At 32.9% G+C, this 16,863-nt stretch carries 16 protein-coding genes and 2 pseudogenes; all 18 read right to left on the bottom strand.

Annotation, left to right across the window (positions count from 1 at the left end):
* Window positions 1-806: 806 nt before the first annotated feature.
* Complete coding sequence (locus tag AB3I12_RS10925; protein WP_063627273.1) at window positions 807-2,357, bottom strand: hypothetical protein; 1,551 nt, start codon at window positions 2,355-2,357, stop codon at window positions 807-809.
* Between the two features lie 33 nt (window positions 2,358-2,390).
* Window positions 2,391-3,407 (bottom strand): hypothetical protein, encoded by a 1,017-nt coding sequence (locus tag AB3I12_RS10920; protein ID WP_063627274.1) that lies wholly within the window; start codon window positions 3,405-3,407, stop codon window positions 2,391-2,393.
* A 251-nt stretch (window positions 3,408-3,658) separates the two neighbouring features.
* Window positions 3,659-4,639, bottom strand: a complete 981-nt coding sequence (locus tag AB3I12_RS10915) for an N-acetylmuramoyl-L-alanine amidase (protein WP_063627275.1) — start codon at window positions 4,637-4,639, stop codon at window positions 3,659-3,661.
* The gene (locus AB3I12_RS10910; protein ID WP_063627276.1) at window positions 4,623-4,910 is read right to left on the bottom strand and encodes a phage holin family protein; all 288 of its coding nucleotides are present in this window, start codon (window positions 4,908-4,910) and stop codon (window positions 4,623-4,625) included. Before AB3I12_RS10910 ends, AB3I12_RS10915 begins: the two co-directional genes overlap by 17 nt.
* 41 nt (window positions 4,911-4,951) lie before the next feature.
* The gene (locus tag AB3I12_RS10905; RefSeq protein WP_010719480.1) at window positions 4,952-5,233 is read right to left on the bottom strand and encodes a hypothetical protein; all 282 of its coding nucleotides are present in this window, start codon (window positions 5,231-5,233) and stop codon (window positions 4,952-4,954) included.
* 17 nt (window positions 5,234-5,250) lie between these two features.
* Window positions 5,251-5,388 carry a CD1375 family protein gene (locus AB3I12_RS10900; RefSeq protein ID WP_010719481.1) on the bottom strand — a complete coding sequence of 46 codons (138 nt, stop codon included), beginning with the start codon at window positions 5,386-5,388 and terminating at the stop codon, window positions 5,251-5,253.
* A 1-nt stretch (window position 5,389) separates the two neighbouring features.
* Window positions 5,390-5,743 (bottom strand): hypothetical protein, encoded by a 354-nt coding sequence (locus AB3I12_RS10895; protein ID WP_063627277.1) that lies wholly within the window; start codon window positions 5,741-5,743, stop codon window positions 5,390-5,392.
* Window positions 5,744-5,758: 15 nt separating this feature from the next.
* A complete protein-coding gene (locus AB3I12_RS10890) occupies window positions 5,759-6,283 on the bottom strand; it encodes a hypothetical protein (protein WP_010718824.1) in 525 nt (174 codons plus the stop codon).
* Window positions 6,283-6,642 (bottom strand): hypothetical protein, encoded by a 360-nt coding sequence (locus AB3I12_RS10885; RefSeq protein WP_063627278.1) that lies wholly within the window; start codon window positions 6,640-6,642, stop codon window positions 6,283-6,285. Before AB3I12_RS10885 ends, AB3I12_RS10890 begins: the two co-directional genes overlap by 1 nt.
* 742 nt (window positions 6,643-7,384) lie before the next feature.
* Window positions 7,385-7,870 (bottom strand): annotated as a pseudogene (locus tag AB3I12_RS10880) (hypothetical protein); the annotation flags it as partial.
* Window positions 7,857-8,132: an immunoglobulin-like domain-containing protein gene (locus AB3I12_RS10875; RefSeq protein ID WP_306453878.1), complete on the bottom strand. Its 276-nt coding sequence runs from the start codon at window positions 8,130-8,132 to the stop codon at window positions 7,857-7,859. The pseudogene AB3I12_RS10880 and the gene AB3I12_RS10875, both read right to left, overlap by 14 nt.
* 9 nt (window positions 8,133-8,141) lie before the next feature.
* Window positions 8,142-9,044 (bottom strand): annotated as a pseudogene (locus AB3I12_RS10870) (phage baseplate upper protein); the annotation flags it as partial.
* A 12-nt stretch (window positions 9,045-9,056) separates the two neighbouring features.
* Complete coding sequence (locus tag AB3I12_RS10865) at window positions 9,057-11,768, bottom strand: phage tail spike protein (protein WP_063627279.1); 2,712 nt, start codon at window positions 11,766-11,768, stop codon at window positions 9,057-9,059.
* Window positions 11,765-12,505, bottom strand: coding sequence for a tail protein (locus AB3I12_RS10860; RefSeq protein WP_034867692.1), 741 nt, complete (start codon window positions 12,503-12,505; stop codon window positions 11,765-11,767). The genes AB3I12_RS10865 and AB3I12_RS10860 overlap by 4 nt, the downstream gene beginning before the upstream one ends.
* On the bottom strand, window positions 12,495-15,284 hold the full coding sequence (locus AB3I12_RS10855) for a tape measure protein (protein ID WP_063627714.1): 2,790 nt from the start codon (window positions 15,282-15,284) through the stop codon (window positions 12,495-12,497). The genes AB3I12_RS10860 and AB3I12_RS10855 overlap by 11 nt, the downstream gene beginning before the upstream one ends.
* Before the next feature lie 241 nt (window positions 15,285-15,525).
* Window positions 15,526-15,867 (bottom strand): hypothetical protein, encoded by a 342-nt coding sequence (locus AB3I12_RS10850; RefSeq protein WP_063627280.1) that lies wholly within the window; start codon window positions 15,865-15,867, stop codon window positions 15,526-15,528.
* Complete coding sequence (locus AB3I12_RS10845; RefSeq protein WP_063627281.1) at window positions 15,867-16,484, bottom strand: major tail protein; 618 nt, start codon at window positions 16,482-16,484, stop codon at window positions 15,867-15,869. Before AB3I12_RS10845 ends, AB3I12_RS10850 begins: the two co-directional genes overlap by 1 nt.
* Window positions 16,485-16,862, bottom strand: a complete 378-nt coding sequence (locus AB3I12_RS10840) for a DUF6838 family protein (protein WP_010752291.1) — start codon at window positions 16,860-16,862, stop codon at window positions 16,485-16,487.
* Between the last annotated feature and the right edge of the window lies 1 nt (window position 16,863).

Here is a 16,863-nt window from a genome sequence, read left to right as displayed (position 1 = left end):
TTTAAAAAATTAAAACTGTGAATACTATTGCCCACAGAATTGACAAATGTGCCCATCTCTCCCCTAACTGTCCATAATGGTAGATATGTGTAAGCAGTGCCTAACCGAAAAGTTGGCATGAAGCATGAAGATATAAGTCATAAAGATATCTCTATTATTCAACTATATGATCAAGTGTCATATGAAAGTATTGAACGAACTTCGATAAGTCCAATGACTATATCAATAATCAACAACGAAAATTTTCTGGACAAAATATTTCTCTGCCAACAAACCAAAAAAGGATGGCTATAATTAGCCATCCTTTTTTATAAATACCTCAATGAGTATCATTTTTCATTTTAAAGGCAAATTGTTTTGGATAATTATTTTTTAATAATTACCTATAACTCCTTATCTTAAAGACGTTCGTTCAATTCTTTGGCAAGGTCTTCAAAGCCTGGTTTGCCTAGAAGTGCGAACATGTTTTTCTTATATCATACATACATTTATTACTTTTTTCTCTTTTGCAAAGTTAAAAAATGCTGAAATATCAGCATTTTATCTATCTCCTGCTTTTTCTATCTTTTCTGATTTTTAATATCACTATCACCAAAACTATCACTAGTTTTTCTATTATTTTTACTTTTTTATATGTATATTGAAATGGGAGTTAGAAAAATTAATAGGAGAACGAAAAAAAGACCTCAACCAAATTTAATTGGCTGGAGTCTTTTATATACCCTGTAGTCCTCAAATCCACCGTTTCCAATTTAAAAGTTAGTTTAAATTTGTTAAATCCAAAAATATCATGTAGATATGTCGCATTATATTAATTTAATTTTTGCTAAGCTACTTAAAAGATTATTATAAGCATCTATCAATAAAGAAAAATCTCCAATGATCATTAACGTGATAAATATTATTATTATAGAAGAAATCCAAAGAAAGAGTATATTTTTTCGTTTTTTTACCATGATTGCTTTGCTTAACTCCATGTCATTGGCAAAAATGCGCTCAATGTCTTTTTCATTTAATATAGAACTATAATATTTTTTATTTTTTTCGTATTGTTCGTTTAATTGATCTATTTGATTGTTTATTTCAAAATTGCTTATTATTAAGTAAATAATAGATATTATTAGCATAGCAACTGTTATAATCGTTATCTCAGGAGTAAATATATTTTCTATTTTCCCAGTAGATAACGTATTAAATAATATAGTGGATATTATAAATGTAAAAAAACTGGTGAAGTTTTTTTTGAAATCATCAGAAAAAGCTGTTGCTTTATCTTGAATTTCTGTATCTAAATTTTGAATTAGTAAAACTACATTATTCAATATTTGGACATATCTATCTACATTTTCTTTTAGATATATTTCATAATTAGATTTAATTGATGGTAAGATATTTTGAATGTTATTAAAAACAGAATTTCCATCATAAAAAAGCGTTATAATATTTCTAGTAAGGCTGATTTTTTCATGTGAATCTTTGTTATAAAAAACCCAGCAATATATTTCATAAAAACTATTTACAATATCTTTATCAGTTACTAGAGTAGAAAAGTTAATCTCTTCAACAACTGTTTTTTGACCATAAAATTTAATATTTAGAGTGTCATCTTCTAAGACAGAAATATTTGCCAATGAACTTAAAGATAATAGCAGGCATAATCTGTCAAAAACCTCAGTTAAACCTATATTTTCTTGGGACTCCTTAACAAAAAAGTCACTAGGGGAAAAAAAGGGTAACGGAGAAATATTGGTATACTCTGTCAAATTGGCAATATTTTTTTTCTCAATTGTTAAGTTTTCTTTTTTTAATTGTCCTAACTTAGAACTAAAAATAAAATGATCAGTTCTGAGTTGTACATCATCATTAAAAAGATCAAACAGGTATATAGCTTCAGTATCATAAAAATATCTTTTTAATTTTCCAAGAATCTCATTTACATTAAGTTTTCGGGAACGGTCATCATTATAAGTTAGAAAAAGTAAAAAAATGTTTAAATCATATATAGATATAGTTATAAATCCTTGAGATTTTTTTTCCTTTTTAGAAATATAAATCTCACATAAAAAGAAATCTTCTTCAATTAGTTCTGCTCTATCCAAAAACTCCTTAATATTGCCCTCTAAATTTTTACGAATTTCAGAAAATTCATTTTCAAATTCTATATATTCTTTTTCTTCGCCGGATTTATCTGAAAAAGTAATAGTAATAGTATCCCTGGCTTGATTAATCGATTGATATAAATTTTCTAAAGTATATATTATTTCTTCAAAGTTTTTGTTGTCAACAAGAAGAGGTTCAAACATCACTTCATTTAGATTTTCTTTTTTGACAGATAACTCTTCCTTAAATTTTTCCATACGAAGCAACCCTCCTATCATTTTATCACCTATTTACCAACGAAAACTTTCAAAGGTCTTCTCTTCGGTCGATTTTATTTTGATGAATTTTTCACCATCAACTTCTTCTGCAGAGATGTTGTTTTTTATTTGATCTGAAGAGCCATTCAATGTGATGTCTACAAATTGATTAACAGCTTTTGTTTCTTGCCATTTTTTTTTATTTATTGCTTTGGATTTAATACTAAACTCAGTATCTTTAAAGTGACGATAATAGCTACGAGCGAAATTCCCCTTCACCTTATCAATATCTAATTCTTCGGATTCTGGAGTATAATCATTAAATAAGCTCTCAACTACATCTTGTAATCTAAAAGTTGGTTGAGTTTTATAAAAAGATAAAAGATTGTTTCTACATAGGATATAATCAGCTGGATATTTTTTTTCTAAAGACGATTTTAAACTATTAGATAATACAGTAAATGATGCTTTCGTATTTTCCTCGTCTGTAGTCATTGGTTCCAGTTCAAGGAATAGATTGTACCAATAATCTGATATTTTCTTATTATTGTCAGAAACTATGACTTCCTCAATTTCATTTTGTTCATTAAATTTAAACACACAAGTTTTCAATGATTTATTTTCAAAAATCAGTCCTTCTCTTGAAACTAAATCATCCTCATCTAAGAAACGATTTGAATCAATTTTAGCAATAACAAAATACGTAAATTCACTGTCACAAAATAAGGATTGAATTAGACTACCCTTTTTTATTTTTTTACCTAATTTACTAATTTTTTCTTGAGTTTTGGTTTCTATATCTAACAATCTTTTGGCTACTGTATCTCTTTCTTCATCAGGAAGTATTTTTTTTATGAAAGATGACCGAACAACTCTAACCACTTCTGTTCCATCTCTTCTGATAGAAAAATGCTTCTTATTAGGATTAAGTAATACTTCATCAGTTAAATCGGATATATATTTTTGTGCATCTTCAGCCTGAATTTTCTTGAAAGTTACACTAGCGCTTATTAAATCAATATGATGCATTGTAGTAAAAAAAGTTTCCATATGTATATACCTCATTTCATATCTGCTAAATTAATTAAACCAAAAGAAAGCCCTAAAGACAATAGCCTCTGGGCTTCTTAGCAGATATAATCTTTGAGGATTATAAAATCACTTTAACACACGGGGAACATAAGTTCAAGTTAAACGTTTATGATATTAAAACAACATTTTGTGATATTCATAACATTAAATTTGTAACAAAAATGTTATATATAATTTTATGTATTTCCCCTCATCGAGGGGCTTTTAGTTTACAAGGTTAAATAGATGTCCTTAATTCGAACATCGTTGACTGCACCTTCACCATTTGCCTGATTACAACGACGGAAAATGATATTGATTTTCATTCCTTTTTTCACCCAACTTAGATCCACAGTAACGTCCATTCCTAAAGCATCGCCACCTTTGTATCCATAGGTTTTCTTCACATCAGGGCGTTTGATCCCTTGTGAAGCCACACGAGTAATTTCTTCATTTGTGCCATGCTTCATAATAAGAATATAAGCACATTTTCCAATTGGACCATCTGGTTTATCTGGCACTAGCCAACCAGCAACTCGAACTTTCCCTTTACCTACTTCATTGAACTTATCCAATTTCGCCCATGCGTTCCCTTGATGAACAGCTTTACTTGCTGCTACTGCTTTGTCATGTTCGGATGGTGTTTGTGGTTTTGTGACTGGTTTCACTTGCGTTACTAATGGTTTGGAACTAGAACCAAAACCATTCGCTATATCTCGTGCAAATTGCTCTTTGCTGATTCCCATACTTGCTAAATAGCCGTATGGATCCGTGTGGTCACCACCATAATTTTGTGTTACCCATTGATGGCTTTTCACTCCTTTTGTGCCTTTTCCGCTTGCATCAAGTGTTTTAGGAATACCGAATTGATTACATAAGTCGCGAATCAATTCCACATACACACGGTAATTTTTTTCAAATAAAGCTTTATCTGTCGTATGTTGTAATTCGATTTGCGCTGGTGCATAACAATTGGCATCTAATGCGCCCCAAGAAACATAGCCTGGTTCTCCAATCAAATAAACGATACCATCGCCTACAATATGAGTCGTATAAGCGTTACGCCAATTTCGTTTCATATAATTTGCTTCATTACGTCCAGTTGCTCTTGGATTAGCTGTTTCATGTGCAATAATGTACCAATTTTGAGCTTTTCTTGAATCGCCTTCGTTTGCTGCTAACATAAATTCTTTGTTAATTGTGTAACTCATTTTCATCGTCTCCTTTATCTAATTTTTTGATTCCATAAGTCGTTTGTTTCCATAATTGATCGCCATACACTGTAATTCCTACAGCCACAATAGCTACAAAAAAGTTAAACACGTTATACCCACCAAATAATAGTGGTGTACAAATACAACTAATTATCGTAAGTGCTAAAGGAATTCTCCAGTCGGGGAACTTAGGAATTTCCTTTAACACTTTTCCTGCCACATATAACCCACACATAGCGAGTATCATTTCAGTTGAGAGTGATTCCACGACACCTCACCACCTTTCAACCATAAAAAAGAAGCACAGAATTATTTCCGTACTTCCTTCTCGATTTCAGTAACTTTGTCATCGATTCGCTTCACATCTGAACGTATAAATTCAAATCCTTTATTCAACTCATTCAACGTAGCCAAAAAGTCTCGTCGGTCCTGTTTTGAGCTTTCTCTTTCATCATGTAGTTCTTTTCGATAGTAAATATTGATTCGCCAAGAAGCGAAAATAATAAACCCGATCAATATAACTGTTAATGGTAAAAAAATAAGCCCGTCGATTGCGACTAGCTTGTTAAAAATCTGATCGATACCTTTCATTTTTTCTCACCCTCTTCCTATTCAGTGAGAATTTCTTTCACTTTTTCATCTTCTTTTTTATCCAAAATTGCTTGAACTTTCTTTTTTAATGTTTTAGGTACGTCATCAATCGTTTTCTTTCCTTTTTTGATTAGGTCTGCATAGATGTTTTCCATGTTACTCACTCCCTAATGAAGATTCATAAATTTCGATCATTGCCACTTGTAAATTCGTAACTTGTTCATTTAATGATTGATTATTTTCTTTAAACGCTTGATTTTCCTCTTGAACTTGTTCAAGCTGTTGTTCGGTCTTGCGATGGATTTCTTCCAACAACTCTAGTTTTTTAGAGAAATCTTGTGTGACAACTTCTTCCCATTTCCGTTCACTCGGATTCCAAAACTGACGATCTAACGGAATATCTGGTAATGGCGGTACCAAGGTATACGGCACTCCTTCTGGAAAATCATCTGGCATGTTTTCCCATACCTTGCAACCTACCGGATAAATATGTTCATACATTGTTTTCATCATTCATTCCCCCTATTAATTTGGCCACGCATCATTTGTAAAATAGCTGACGGTTCCAGAACACTCTTGATTTTCTGGTAAATTTGTAGTAGAAACCATCACAGCAATTCCCGAAGCATTCGCATAAACAGATAATGCAGGATTTCGATTGGTTTTATTCGCCAAAGTTCCACCCCAATCCTTTAGCGAAGTTGGAGTATATCCTTTTGGAAAAGCCATTAAATTTTTCCATCCAGCAAAATTTGCTGATTTATTTGTAATCGCAAAATTAGCCACTACACTTCGTCCACATCGTTCAAATCTGACTGAACTTTCATTGGTAAAATCTGTTGTATTCGTTGTTTTTACTGTTTTTGAAACAAAACGATCTAAAGCTACTGGTGTATCATTCACTGTTGGTGTTTGTAAAAAGTTTTTAAAACCATCAACTGACTGATTACCAGATGTTTGTACTAATGCTTCAGCTCCATCAATTGCTCTAAAATGAGTTTTTAAATATTTAGGAACACCATTTTCTTTTAATTGCACAATATCAGACATTAAACTTCGCCTACTTTCTCAAATGTAATTTTTGCTACTCCATCTAATTTTGCTTTATCTTCTTTGGACATCAACCCATTAGCGTTCGTCGTAGCTACAGATGTCGTTGTTGCATTAACTCCAGGATCTCCCTTATCTCCTTTTGGTAATACAAAATTGAATCTAGCCACAGATGAGGTTCCTACATTTGTAACAGAAGCAGTAGATCCACTAGTAACTGTACCTACAGCAATAGTTGCGGACTGTCCGGGATCCCCTTTATCGCCTTTAATTGTTGTGGGTTTGCCTTCTACAGCATTCCAATGAGTTTGAGGGTAAACCTGAACATTATTCTGTTTTACTTTTACAATATCTGTCATTAGTTTATACCTCCCCTATTTTTTCAAAAGTAAAGTTTAAGCTTTTTTCATTTAGTTCTTGGAGCTGTTTATTTATATATTCAATAGTCATGTTCCAAATATATTTATTTGGATCTTGAAAGTCTTCCAGTCCTATCCCTACATATTTATATTCTGTCGTTAAGCCAGCTCCCTCATCTTTTGTTAGATAATAAGGTGATTCAAATAAATTAGGCTGATATGGCGTAGCTATTGAAGCTTCTTCTAACTTGATATATTCTATGTTGATTGATCCATCTACTATTTGGGAATTACTATCTAAACGTAGATAAGTACGCTCTACTTGTTTCATTTCTACCACGCTACCAGTAACAGAAATAATTTTTGTTTCTCCCGCTAACATAGCAGATAAGTTCGTTCCCAGTAGAATATTGCCCCCGGGAAATTTTCTATAAGTTAGTCGAATTTTTGATAAGTCTCCTAAAAAATCCTCATTCACTGTTACCTTAGCAGAAAGCGTATAGGTTGTTTTGGGTTTAATTTGCACAACATTACCTGTTTCAGCACCAAAACCAGAATTTCTGAATGTCAATTTTACACCTCTATTTTCGTTGACAATTGTTACATTATCTTTTGTTGTAAAATAATCACTAGTTATAGTACTTAATAGATTTGGGTTTCCACTATAATCATAGTCTCCAAAGTCGATGCTGTTTGAATAAACTTTCTTAATTTGAGAACAAGAAGTTATTTCATTATCGTTTGTTGTACTAATAGTGCCATCTTCTGTAATCGAAATATTGGCTCCTGCTTTCAAAATTTTCAAAGACTCTAGCTTCTGTTTCAACTCTTTAGTAAAATTAAAATCTGTTTGCTTAGTTGCAGACAGAATACCTTCTTCAGTGACTTCTAAAAGTTCACCAACTTTTATACCTCCTAATTTTTCAGCAGTAGCAATTGGTAAAAGATATGTTCCACTTTCACCATTTACAATCTTTTGAAACATTTCGGCAGTTAAAATACCATCAGTATCTTCGCTTGCGTAAGGTAGTTTGGTAATCGCATTTTCTAATCCTAAATCAGCCTTCGTTAGAATGACTGCTCCAGATTTACCGTTAACCGAAAGAACTTTTGACTGTCCCGAGGTAATGTTTTCTAATCCTAAAACTGCAGAAACATGAGTAATTGGCATAAATTGACGTTGAACTCCTGTGTCGTCTGTTTCCATCATACGTTTAACCTTCACCAATTGATTCACCTTCTTCCTGAACAACAACTGATTTTCTTGTTAATTCTATAGTCATATTGTCATACAGTACGACTTGTACTTGATCACCTAATTGAATTGTTTTTCCAGTGTAGTATTTAAATGTGCCATTTTTTAATTCATTGGAAGGGACGATATCTTTTTTCTTACCATTTATTTCAATACCAATTTTTGTTGCATCAAATACTTTGCATGTACCAGTAATCCAATCTGTTTTTCCAGCAATATATGGATTAATAGTCAAAATCTTATCTATTACTACTTCCTCCAGAGTAAATACACGCTGTTCTTTATCATCAATTGTGGCTACAATTAACGCTCCTTCGGATATATTATTTTCAATACTTTCTACTTTTTCTATCTCATGATTCCTAGAAAATAAATCATCTTGTAGAATATCCACTACTTCAATTTCAGCATACGCGATAGTAAATAAGCTTGTTCGTAGTTTTTGATATAAATAATCCATATCGGCAAGCAAACGTTCAGAAATTGAATTGTGTCGTTTTCCTTGAATATCTACTCTCGCATCCATTAATTCCGCAAGCATCGTTCCACCAGGATCAATCGTCTTTAAAATATCCTTAATTGATTTAAACCATACCAAATAGTCTGATTCTTGTCCTTCTCTCCAATCTTGGAAACTGTGTTCCTGTTCTTGTCTCCAACGATCAAATTCTTCTTTCCTTTCATTCATCCAGTCCGTAAAATCGCCTTTATTTTCATTAATAAAGTCCGTCATATCCGCGATTAAATCTTCGATTGATTGCCAATAAGAACCCATTTCTCCTTCTGTTTTTGAAACAGCATTAATGACAAAATAAGAGAAGTCTTGAGTTGTTCCAATCAAGTCTTCTCCTTTAAATATAATGAAATTGGCTGTTTGTCGATGTAAACACTGCATGGAATATTTATCAAAAATATAGTTAATTTTCCCTTTTTTAGCATCCACAATTTTTGTTTCTAATTGGACTGGATATTTCCCACCTACAACTGATTCAAAATATACCTTACATTCTGATAAATCGTAGGGAAGACCATTTTCAACTATAATCGCTTCCATAACCTCTGTATTCTTATTGCCTTGTCGAACTTGAATCATCCCCACATAATTATATGGTTCTGTTGTACTTAAAACGACATTCCATTTACTCATAGAATCACCACCTTAAAATTGGATATAATTTCTTGGATTCTCAAAATCAACAACTGGCTGTGGCCAATAATTTTTCATAATTTGAAAATGTAGATGTTCTCCTGTAGATGGACCAGTTGTTCCCATCAAGCCTATTTGAGCACCTTTCTGGACTTTTTGTCCAACAGAAACATCAATACGAGACAAATGAGCATAACCTGTCCACTTCCCATTATTATGTTTAATAACCACGTAATTACCATACCAGTCATAATAATTAGCACCAGCCTGAACAACTTCCCCATCTAATGCTGCAAAAACAGGTGTATTAGGATTTCCATTTACAAGATCAATTCCATTATGAAATTCTTGGCCGCCATTTATTGGACTAGTTCTCCATCCACATTCTGAAGTAACTGTCACTGGTTTTTGAATTGGACAAATGAAATTCCCTCCAGGTTCTGGACTAGTTAATCCATGTAATTTGTTATACCAAGATTGGGCATAATTTTGGCGTTCTGGATGTGCAGAAGCTGGGCGTTCGAAGTTCATTTCAAAAGCATACGCTGCACTTTTGGCATCATTGATCGATTTAAATCCTGATACTGTGGTTGGATTTACTTTTCCGAGCCATTGACCGTTGAACATACACCAATCTAATAATTTTACTTGGGCTTCAATACTTCGATAATCTTCTTGAATCCCTGCGGTGTTCATCAAAAGCTGAACATACTCTCGTCCGTTCCAAGTTGGTGATCCGACTAACGGATAAGCAGAACCATCCCATTGAACAATCCCATAAGCTGGACCACCAAGTTGTTCTGTATCAGGGTTCATACTTGCTCCAACCTCCCCCTGAATATTTCCTAGAATACCTGCAGCTGCATATTCAGAATAACCACGAGCTTTCAACATTGTCCAAATTTTCCATGCTCTTTTTTCAGCTTCCGTCGTCAATTGAGGAGGAATAGTTCCAGGATCACTTCCTCCACTGTTGTTCCCTGTGATTTCTTTTCCGTTGACTGTGAGTTTGCCTTGTACATCTAAGTCTCCAAAATAAATTGCTTTACCATTTCCTAATAAAACTAATCCTTTACCAACTTTAGGAGAAATCAAAATATATTTGCCGTCTCCATTTGTACGAATAACTAAAGAATTATCTTCAATAGGTGTGGGAGTAGAAGCTCCAGGAAAAGGATTACCAGCAGAATCAGTTGTTCCAATCGTTCCAATTGAACTATTAGAATTCCAAAACTCCATTCCTTTTTTGGTTAACTCCATTGTTTTCTTTTTGTTATTCCAAATTTGAAGTAGTCCATTAACTAATTTCAATACATCTCCAGTTTTATTAAAAGAGTTTTGAAAGATATCTGCCTTTATTAATCCTGTTTGAATAAAATTAGCATTGAATATACTATCCAATGTCCAAGCGGAATTAAAAGGACCATTCCAACCATTTTTAGAAAAGGCAATTCCATTTTTGTTCATTCTTAATACTTCTTTTGCCTTGTTTAAATCAGGACTATCCATTATAAAAATATTTGAAGGTTTTTCTTTTGGCCATAAAACTACATAACCGCCTGCATTTCCTTGACCTGCAATCATAGAGGACACATAATCATTAAAACTACTCATATAATTATTCGTAGCATAATCTTTTAATTTATCTTGAATAGTTACAGCTTGTTGTTGATAAAAAGCAACTTGAGTATCCCCAGCTTCCAATTTCAAAACCTTTTCAGATAATGAATCATATTGAACACCGCTAACTTTCGATTCAAAATATAGTTTATATTTTCGATGATATATTTTAAACGTATCAAATAACCCATAATTTCTTATCTTAGCGAATTCTTTTCCTTCTTCTGTGTCCGTTAATTTATCGAACTCAACGGTAATAGAAATCTTCGGTTTATCACAGCCTGGATTAATTGTTTTGAAATAATTCTTAGCTATTTTATTTAAACTATTAACATCTTTAACTCCCTGTTCTTCTGTGAATTGAACGTGTTCTGTATATACATCAGGATAATTATTAATATATTCGCTATCTACTGGCAATCCATAAATTCGGCTAGTTGTACCTGTATCACTTTGAGGATCAGCATAAGGAATAATTCTTGTTTTCACGCCTGTCCAATCTAACTTAACTTTTAATCCAGATAAATCTTTTCCATATCGGATTGTTCCAATATTGTCACGGCCTCTTCGTTTTAATAAGGATAGCTTAAATGGCTCACGTTTAATTTCTCCGCCCCAATACTGAAGTAAAGAACCTTGTTCGCCAGCAATACAATTTAAAACATTTCTTGCTTCAAAAGTTGTACTTGATACAGTTGTAATATCAGAATATAAGCGTATATCTGATTTTTTATCCATATTGTTTTCAATAATTGCCATTGCTTCTCGACCAGTTTTAGAGTCGACTTCAGCAAAAGTAACTGCTCGTCTTCCAAGCCGATTTGTACGACTCTGGGCATAAATAGTTACGGTATCTAAAAAGGTATCGATATCTTTATCATCAATAAAAAAGATATGATACTCTTCTTGGTCATTTGGTTTTGCTTTTATTTGATAGTCATTTTCAAAATATTCATCAAATCGAGTGCCTAATGGATACTCCAACTCTAATTCATATTTTCCATTTGCTACTTCATATATCTCACATTTAGTGGTGTCCTTCAAAATCCCTAAACCATTCGTAGAAAAATCTGTCTCGGTAGGACTATATATTCTTGGTATCATACTTTTCTCCACCACCTAGGTATTATTTCAAACGAATGTATATTATTCGTCCATTTGATTTCATTTTTTCCAGGATATAGAAATGGAAAATCTAAAAATAAAGTGACATGATCTTGATGTTCTAAATTACCATCTAGTTTTCGATAAGACTCTTCTAATTTAGAATCTATAAATAATTCTCTATCTAATAGTTTCAAATCATATTTGTCATTATTAATATAAAAAGAAGCATCTCCAGAACCACTCAATTTAATAAGCGGTTTTGAAGCATACTTCTCTGGATTAAATAACTCGAAAGCTTTTATCTGTTGAATAGCAAAACGACCACTATAATTTTCTTTGAATGGTCGAAGACTAACTGTAAATTCAAATGGAACTATGTTCCCTGTTTTTCTTGTTCCTTTAAATTCTGGCGCTTCGGTTACTATAGCTTGATAGATATATTGTTGATCGTAATAAAGAATAAAATCACTGTAAGAGTTCATATCTAACCATTCAGTAATTCGATCTTCCCATTCCTGCACTAAATCAATCGATGGTGCTTTGTAATAACATTCAATTTTTCTAGTAACGTTTTTGTAATAGGCTTTATCGATAATAATTGAGTCATTGCCTTCACGTTCTCTCAATTCAATTACACGACTAGCTGAAACAGAGGCAGGCCTATTTTGAATATATACGTTAAACTCAGAAGAATAATGTTGATTGATAAAAAATTGTCCTCTTTTAAGTTGCATATAATGTCCCTCCTACTGCATCAGCATCTCGTTTCATTTGTCTCGTCAATTCTGTTTTCATCTTCTTGGCGATTTGTTTAATCATCGAATCAGGTAGATCTCCATAAACATTTAAATGCAAGTGAATTTCATTCACTGCATTTGAAGATGTATTTTGTTTAGCTTGAACCACTGGTTGACTATTAGACCCTGTAACAACTGGTTGAACCGACGGAGTTTTCACTAAATCAGTCATTGTCTGATCCAATTTACTTTTTTCTTTATCAATACCAACGATAATACCTTGAACAATATTTTTACCTACCATATCCCTCATCCATCTAGATGGAGAATGAATACCTAATGCACCCTTAATAGAATCTTTGATACTTCCAGCTATTCCTTTAATAGTCTTTTTCAATGCATTCCATTTTTCTACTACACCATTGATAAGTCCATCAATGATATTCTTACCGATTTCGAATAAATTGATTTCCCTTAATGAATCAAAGATTTCTTTCACCCGATTAATTGCTTTTGAAACACCCTTTTTTAGATTAGTCCATGCATTTTCAGCGGAGTTAACAATTCCAGTAACAATATTCCAGAAAGATTCCTTGATGTTATTCCAAGTATTGATCATGGAATTCTTTATAGAAATCCAGGTATTGTATGCTATATCTTTAATGTTCTGCCAAGTATCTTTGAAGAACTGTTTAATATTGTTCCAAGTAGTAATAGCATTATATTTTAAATCAATCCAAGTTTGAATAATCCCGAATTTTAATTCAATCCATTTTTGAATAGCAAAATACTTAATGTCAATCCAAAGATTAATAAAAAAGTATTTTACATTAATCCAAATTGATTTAGCTTGACTTACTACTTCATTCCAAATATTTATCAAAGTAAGTTTGAAACCTGTCCAAATATTAAGCGCAGCAAAATAAATATTTGTAACGTAACTAACAAAAATATTTTTTATAGACTCCCAAATATTTAGAGCACTTTCTTTAATATTATTCCATACACCAATCATGTTGTTTTTTGTTTCTTCCCATCCACCAGAAATCATGGAGGTAATAAACAAAACTGGCGCAAGTATAACATTTTTTAAAATCTCAAAAACATTTTTACCAATCTTAACTAAATTATTCCATAAGGTCTCTAAATAAAAAGTGACATGTAAGAATGCGTTCTTTAAACCTATAATCAATGGACCAGCAACTTCCATAATAGAACCTTTAATTTCATTCCATTTTTCAGTTGCCAATTCTTTTATACTCTGCCAAATATCAGAAAACCATTGCTTTGTATTTGACCATGCGTTTTTTACACTATCAACTGCATTAATAGATGTTTCTACTGTTTTATCAAATAAACCTGTTGCTCCATTTTTAATGTCTTGCCAAGTATTTGAAAACCATTCCTTTATTCCAGACCAAGTATTCTTGACACTCTCAACGGCATTTGATGCCAATTCTTTAGCAGAACTCCAAGTATCAATTCCCCAATCTTTTATATTCTTTAATACACCAAGTACGGAATCTTTTACATCATTCCAAACGGATATAACTTTGTTTCTAAACTCTTCGTTGGTTGCCATAAAATAGCCAAATACAGCAATCGCTCCAACAACGGCTCCAACAATCAAAACAAACGGATTTGCGGCGGCTATAGCCCCCATAATCTTTAGTGAATTTCCAACACCGATTATGGCATTCTTAAAATTATTGAAGCTTTTTATAATTGTTGGTATTCCTTTAAGTTGAAACATTAATGCGCCAAAAGCAGTAGTTGCAGGAACCAGAAATGGCATCATGAATTTCAATGCAGAGCCAAATTTTTGAACTGCATCAAAAAGATTACTTAAAAAAGACACTGCTCTAGGAATATTCGCAGCCATCACTTTCAAAAAAGATTCCATGGAACTACCTACTTTATCAATAATTCCTTTAAATCCACCTAAATCTTCATCCACAAGGGCTTTATTTAATCCTTCTATTACTTCGCCAACACCACGAGTAACAGCTGTTTTGGCATTCTGGATAGAGGTTTTAATCCCTTTAGTTGAATCTTTTGCAATTCGATTTAATGATTTAAGTCCTCCGCCACCTTTAGTATCCATTTCTATTAATTGATTTTGGAACTCTTCAACAGAAATCTTACCTTGAGACAAACCTTCTTTAAGCTCTCCCATTGTAATTCCCATCTTTTTAGCGATAGCAGATAGAGTAGGACCAAGTTGAGCATTAATCATTGAATTCCAAGTTTGTGCATCTACTTTTCCGTTTGAGAAACTTTGAGATAGCTGAATAACAGCTTCATTTACTTGATCAGTTGAACCACCAAACCCAAGAATCCCATCATTTAATGCTTTAAATATTTGAGTCGAACGAGTCAAATCCCCAGTAGAAGAAGCAAGAAGTTGTACATGACTTATCGCATCATTCAAAGCGGTAGGAAGTCCTTGAATACCTTGAGATAAAAGCCCATTCTTTCCGATATTTTTCATAATTTCTGAATTGCTGAATCCCATATTTTGGAAATTTCGTAGAGCATTATTCATCGTATCTACTCGATCAATTGCTCCACTAATGGAACCTTTAATTAGATCAAAACCAGCTCCTAAAATTCTAGTCACTCCACTGGCTAGAAAGCTACCAGCAAATATTTTCCAAATACTACCTAATGAACTGCCACTTTTTCTACTCGTTCTTTCGATAGTTCCATCAAAAGAACCTAGCTTTTTGACAGCATTATTCATGCCAGCAGTAAAACCTGATTCATCTAATATCATCTTCAGAATTAGGTCATCGTTATTCAAAGTATCACCTCCTAAAATTGGGTGAAGTTATCGTAGTACTCAACATCCTCATGCTCTTTTACTGCATCTCGAAAAGCAAAAAGACGCATTAACTCATCAAAGTCAGTACGTTCAATTTCTGGTAACGTCCAACCTGCTTCGAGTAATTGCGTCTTTAAATCTAATTCTCGATAAGTAATCGAATGTTTAAAATAAGGATACTTGAGAGCTTCGCTTACTTTTTTTTCGTCTCCGTATAAGTTTCATCAAAGCCTGCGGTAACAGATTTTAATAACTTGCCTGTCAATGGAGCAATTTCTCGAGCATCAATCCCTTGACGATAATCTTCACCAGTAAATTGCCCTTCAAACAAAGTATCCGCAATAAATGAATAAGCTCGACTTAATGCTTCTGATACTGTTTTTCCATCTACAGCATTTTGCATTCCTTCCATCACTTCTGCCGCTTCTTCTACAACTGGACCTGGTAGAAATTCAGCAGATTTGAATTGCACTTGTTTATATTTCCCATCCTCATTTTTTTTCATTAATTTAATTGTAGTTTGATATTTAGACATTATTTTTTACCTCCTGCAAGTTCTTCTTGTTCTGCTTCTTCAATTGGAATTGCTACTTTTGTAAACCAGTTTTCGATCATTGTTTGATCAACGCCTTCATCATCTTCATCAACTGAGTACATATATCCAAGTCCTGGTACATCTACAAATGAACCCTTCCAAGTTGGATGAGTAAAACTTACTTTACTTCCTTCAATAGTTGAAGTTTCATCTGAATCTAAAGCAAACTGCCCTTTATAAAAGACTGTATAACGATATTTTCCATTCGACTTTTTACGCCGATATGCAAAAGCCCCATCTTGGGCAATATCTTCTCCAGAGCGCAACGCACCACCTTTGACAAGTTTTCCTCCAGTGATCGCTGTTAAAACTTTATGACTATACCCATTTGCTTCTAATTCAACTTCTGCACCACCAAACGCAGTGAATTGATCTTGAACAACTGAATCACCATAGTCTTGTGTTGTTTCGTAATTAGCTGTAGGTTTGATACTAACTGCTGTTCCCATCGTCATTGCAGTATCATATACTGGAAGTTCTCCTGTCTCATCTTTCAAAGGAAACCAAGTAGGTTTTTCAACAGAAATAATTCCAGTTTTACTTCTTTTTTCTCCCATTTATTTTTCACTCCATTCAATATATTGTGGAAATCCTAATGTAAAGCGAATGTGTTGAACACCATCTGTTTCATCAGGTAAATAGTTTTCTGGAAATAGTGTTTGACTATCAATTGTAATCGTATTAAAAAAAGCCCCACAGCGTGAGACTAATTCATTCACTAATTTTTTATCAGATTTATTATCAATCAATGCAATATCAATTAAGAAAGAAACATTTTGAACATCAATCCCTACATTTTCAGTCCCAGATTCCATTACGGATAATACAAAGTAAAAATCTTTAGTTGACTGCATAACTGAATCAAGATATATTGTCCCATCTGGATATATTTCTTTTAATTTACTACTGATTTCAGCAATGATTTTATCTTTCATG

Origin of the sequence: Enterococcus sp. C65, assembly GCF_040887165.1 — a bacterium.
Lineage (GTDB): Bacteria > Bacillota > Bacilli > Lactobacillales > Enterococcaceae > Enterococcus_B > Enterococcus_B hirae.
Note: the sequence above shows the minus strand (reverse complement) of the source record. Positions and strands in the feature narration are given on the sequence as shown.

What these genes read in the sequence shown, in the direction of transcription:
- AB3I12_RS10925 (WP_063627273.1), bottom strand. Translation starts at nt 2,357, where the DNA reads ATGGAAAAATTTAAGGAAGAGTTATCTGTCAAAAAAGAAAATCTAAAT.
- AB3I12_RS10840 (WP_010752291.1), bottom strand. Translation starts at nt 16,862, where the DNA reads ATGAAAGATAAAATCATTGCTGAAATCAGTAGTAAATTAAAAGAAATA.
- AB3I12_RS10900 (WP_010719481.1), bottom strand. Translation starts at nt 5,388, where the DNA reads ATGGAAAACATCTATGCAGACCTAATCAAAAAAGGAAAGAAAACGATT.
- AB3I12_RS10905 (WP_010719480.1), bottom strand. Translation starts at nt 5,233, where the DNA reads ATGAAAGGTATCGATCAGATTTTTAACAAGCTAGTCGCAATCGACGGG.
- AB3I12_RS10895 (WP_063627277.1), bottom strand. Translation starts at nt 5,743, where the DNA reads ATGAAAACAATGTATGAACATATTTATCCGGTAGGTTGCAAGGTATGG.
- AB3I12_RS10855 (WP_063627714.1), bottom strand. Translation starts at nt 15,284, where the DNA reads ATGATATTAGATGAATCAGGTTTTACTGCTGGCATGAATAATGCTGTC.
- AB3I12_RS10915 (WP_063627275.1), bottom strand. Translation starts at nt 4,639, where the DNA reads ATGAGTTACACAATTAACAAAGAATTTATGTTAGCAGCAAACGAAGGC.
- AB3I12_RS10865 (WP_063627279.1), bottom strand. Translation starts at nt 11,768, where the DNA reads ATGATACCAAGAATATATAGTCCTACCGAGACAGATTTTTCTACGAAT.
- AB3I12_RS10885 (WP_063627278.1), bottom strand. Translation starts at nt 6,642, where the DNA reads ATGACAGATATTGTAAAAGTAAAACAGAATAATGTTCAGGTTTACCCT.
- AB3I12_RS10890 (WP_010718824.1), bottom strand. Translation starts at nt 6,283, where the DNA reads ATGTCTGATATTGTGCAATTAAAAGAAAATGGTGTTCCTAAATATTTA.
- AB3I12_RS10850 (WP_063627280.1), bottom strand. Translation starts at nt 15,867, where the DNA reads ATGTCTAAATATCAAACTACAATTAAATTAATGAAAAAAAATGAGGAT.
- AB3I12_RS10920 (WP_063627274.1), bottom strand. Translation starts at nt 3,407, where the DNA reads ATGGAAACTTTTTTTACTACAATGCATCATATTGATTTAATAAGCGCT.
- AB3I12_RS10860 (WP_034867692.1), bottom strand. Translation starts at nt 12,505, where the DNA reads ATGCAACTTAAAAGAGGACAATTTTTTATCAATCAACATTATTCTTCT.
- AB3I12_RS10845 (WP_063627281.1), bottom strand. Translation starts at nt 16,484, where the DNA reads ATGGGAGAAAAAAGAAGTAAAACTGGAATTATTTCTGTTGAAAAACCT.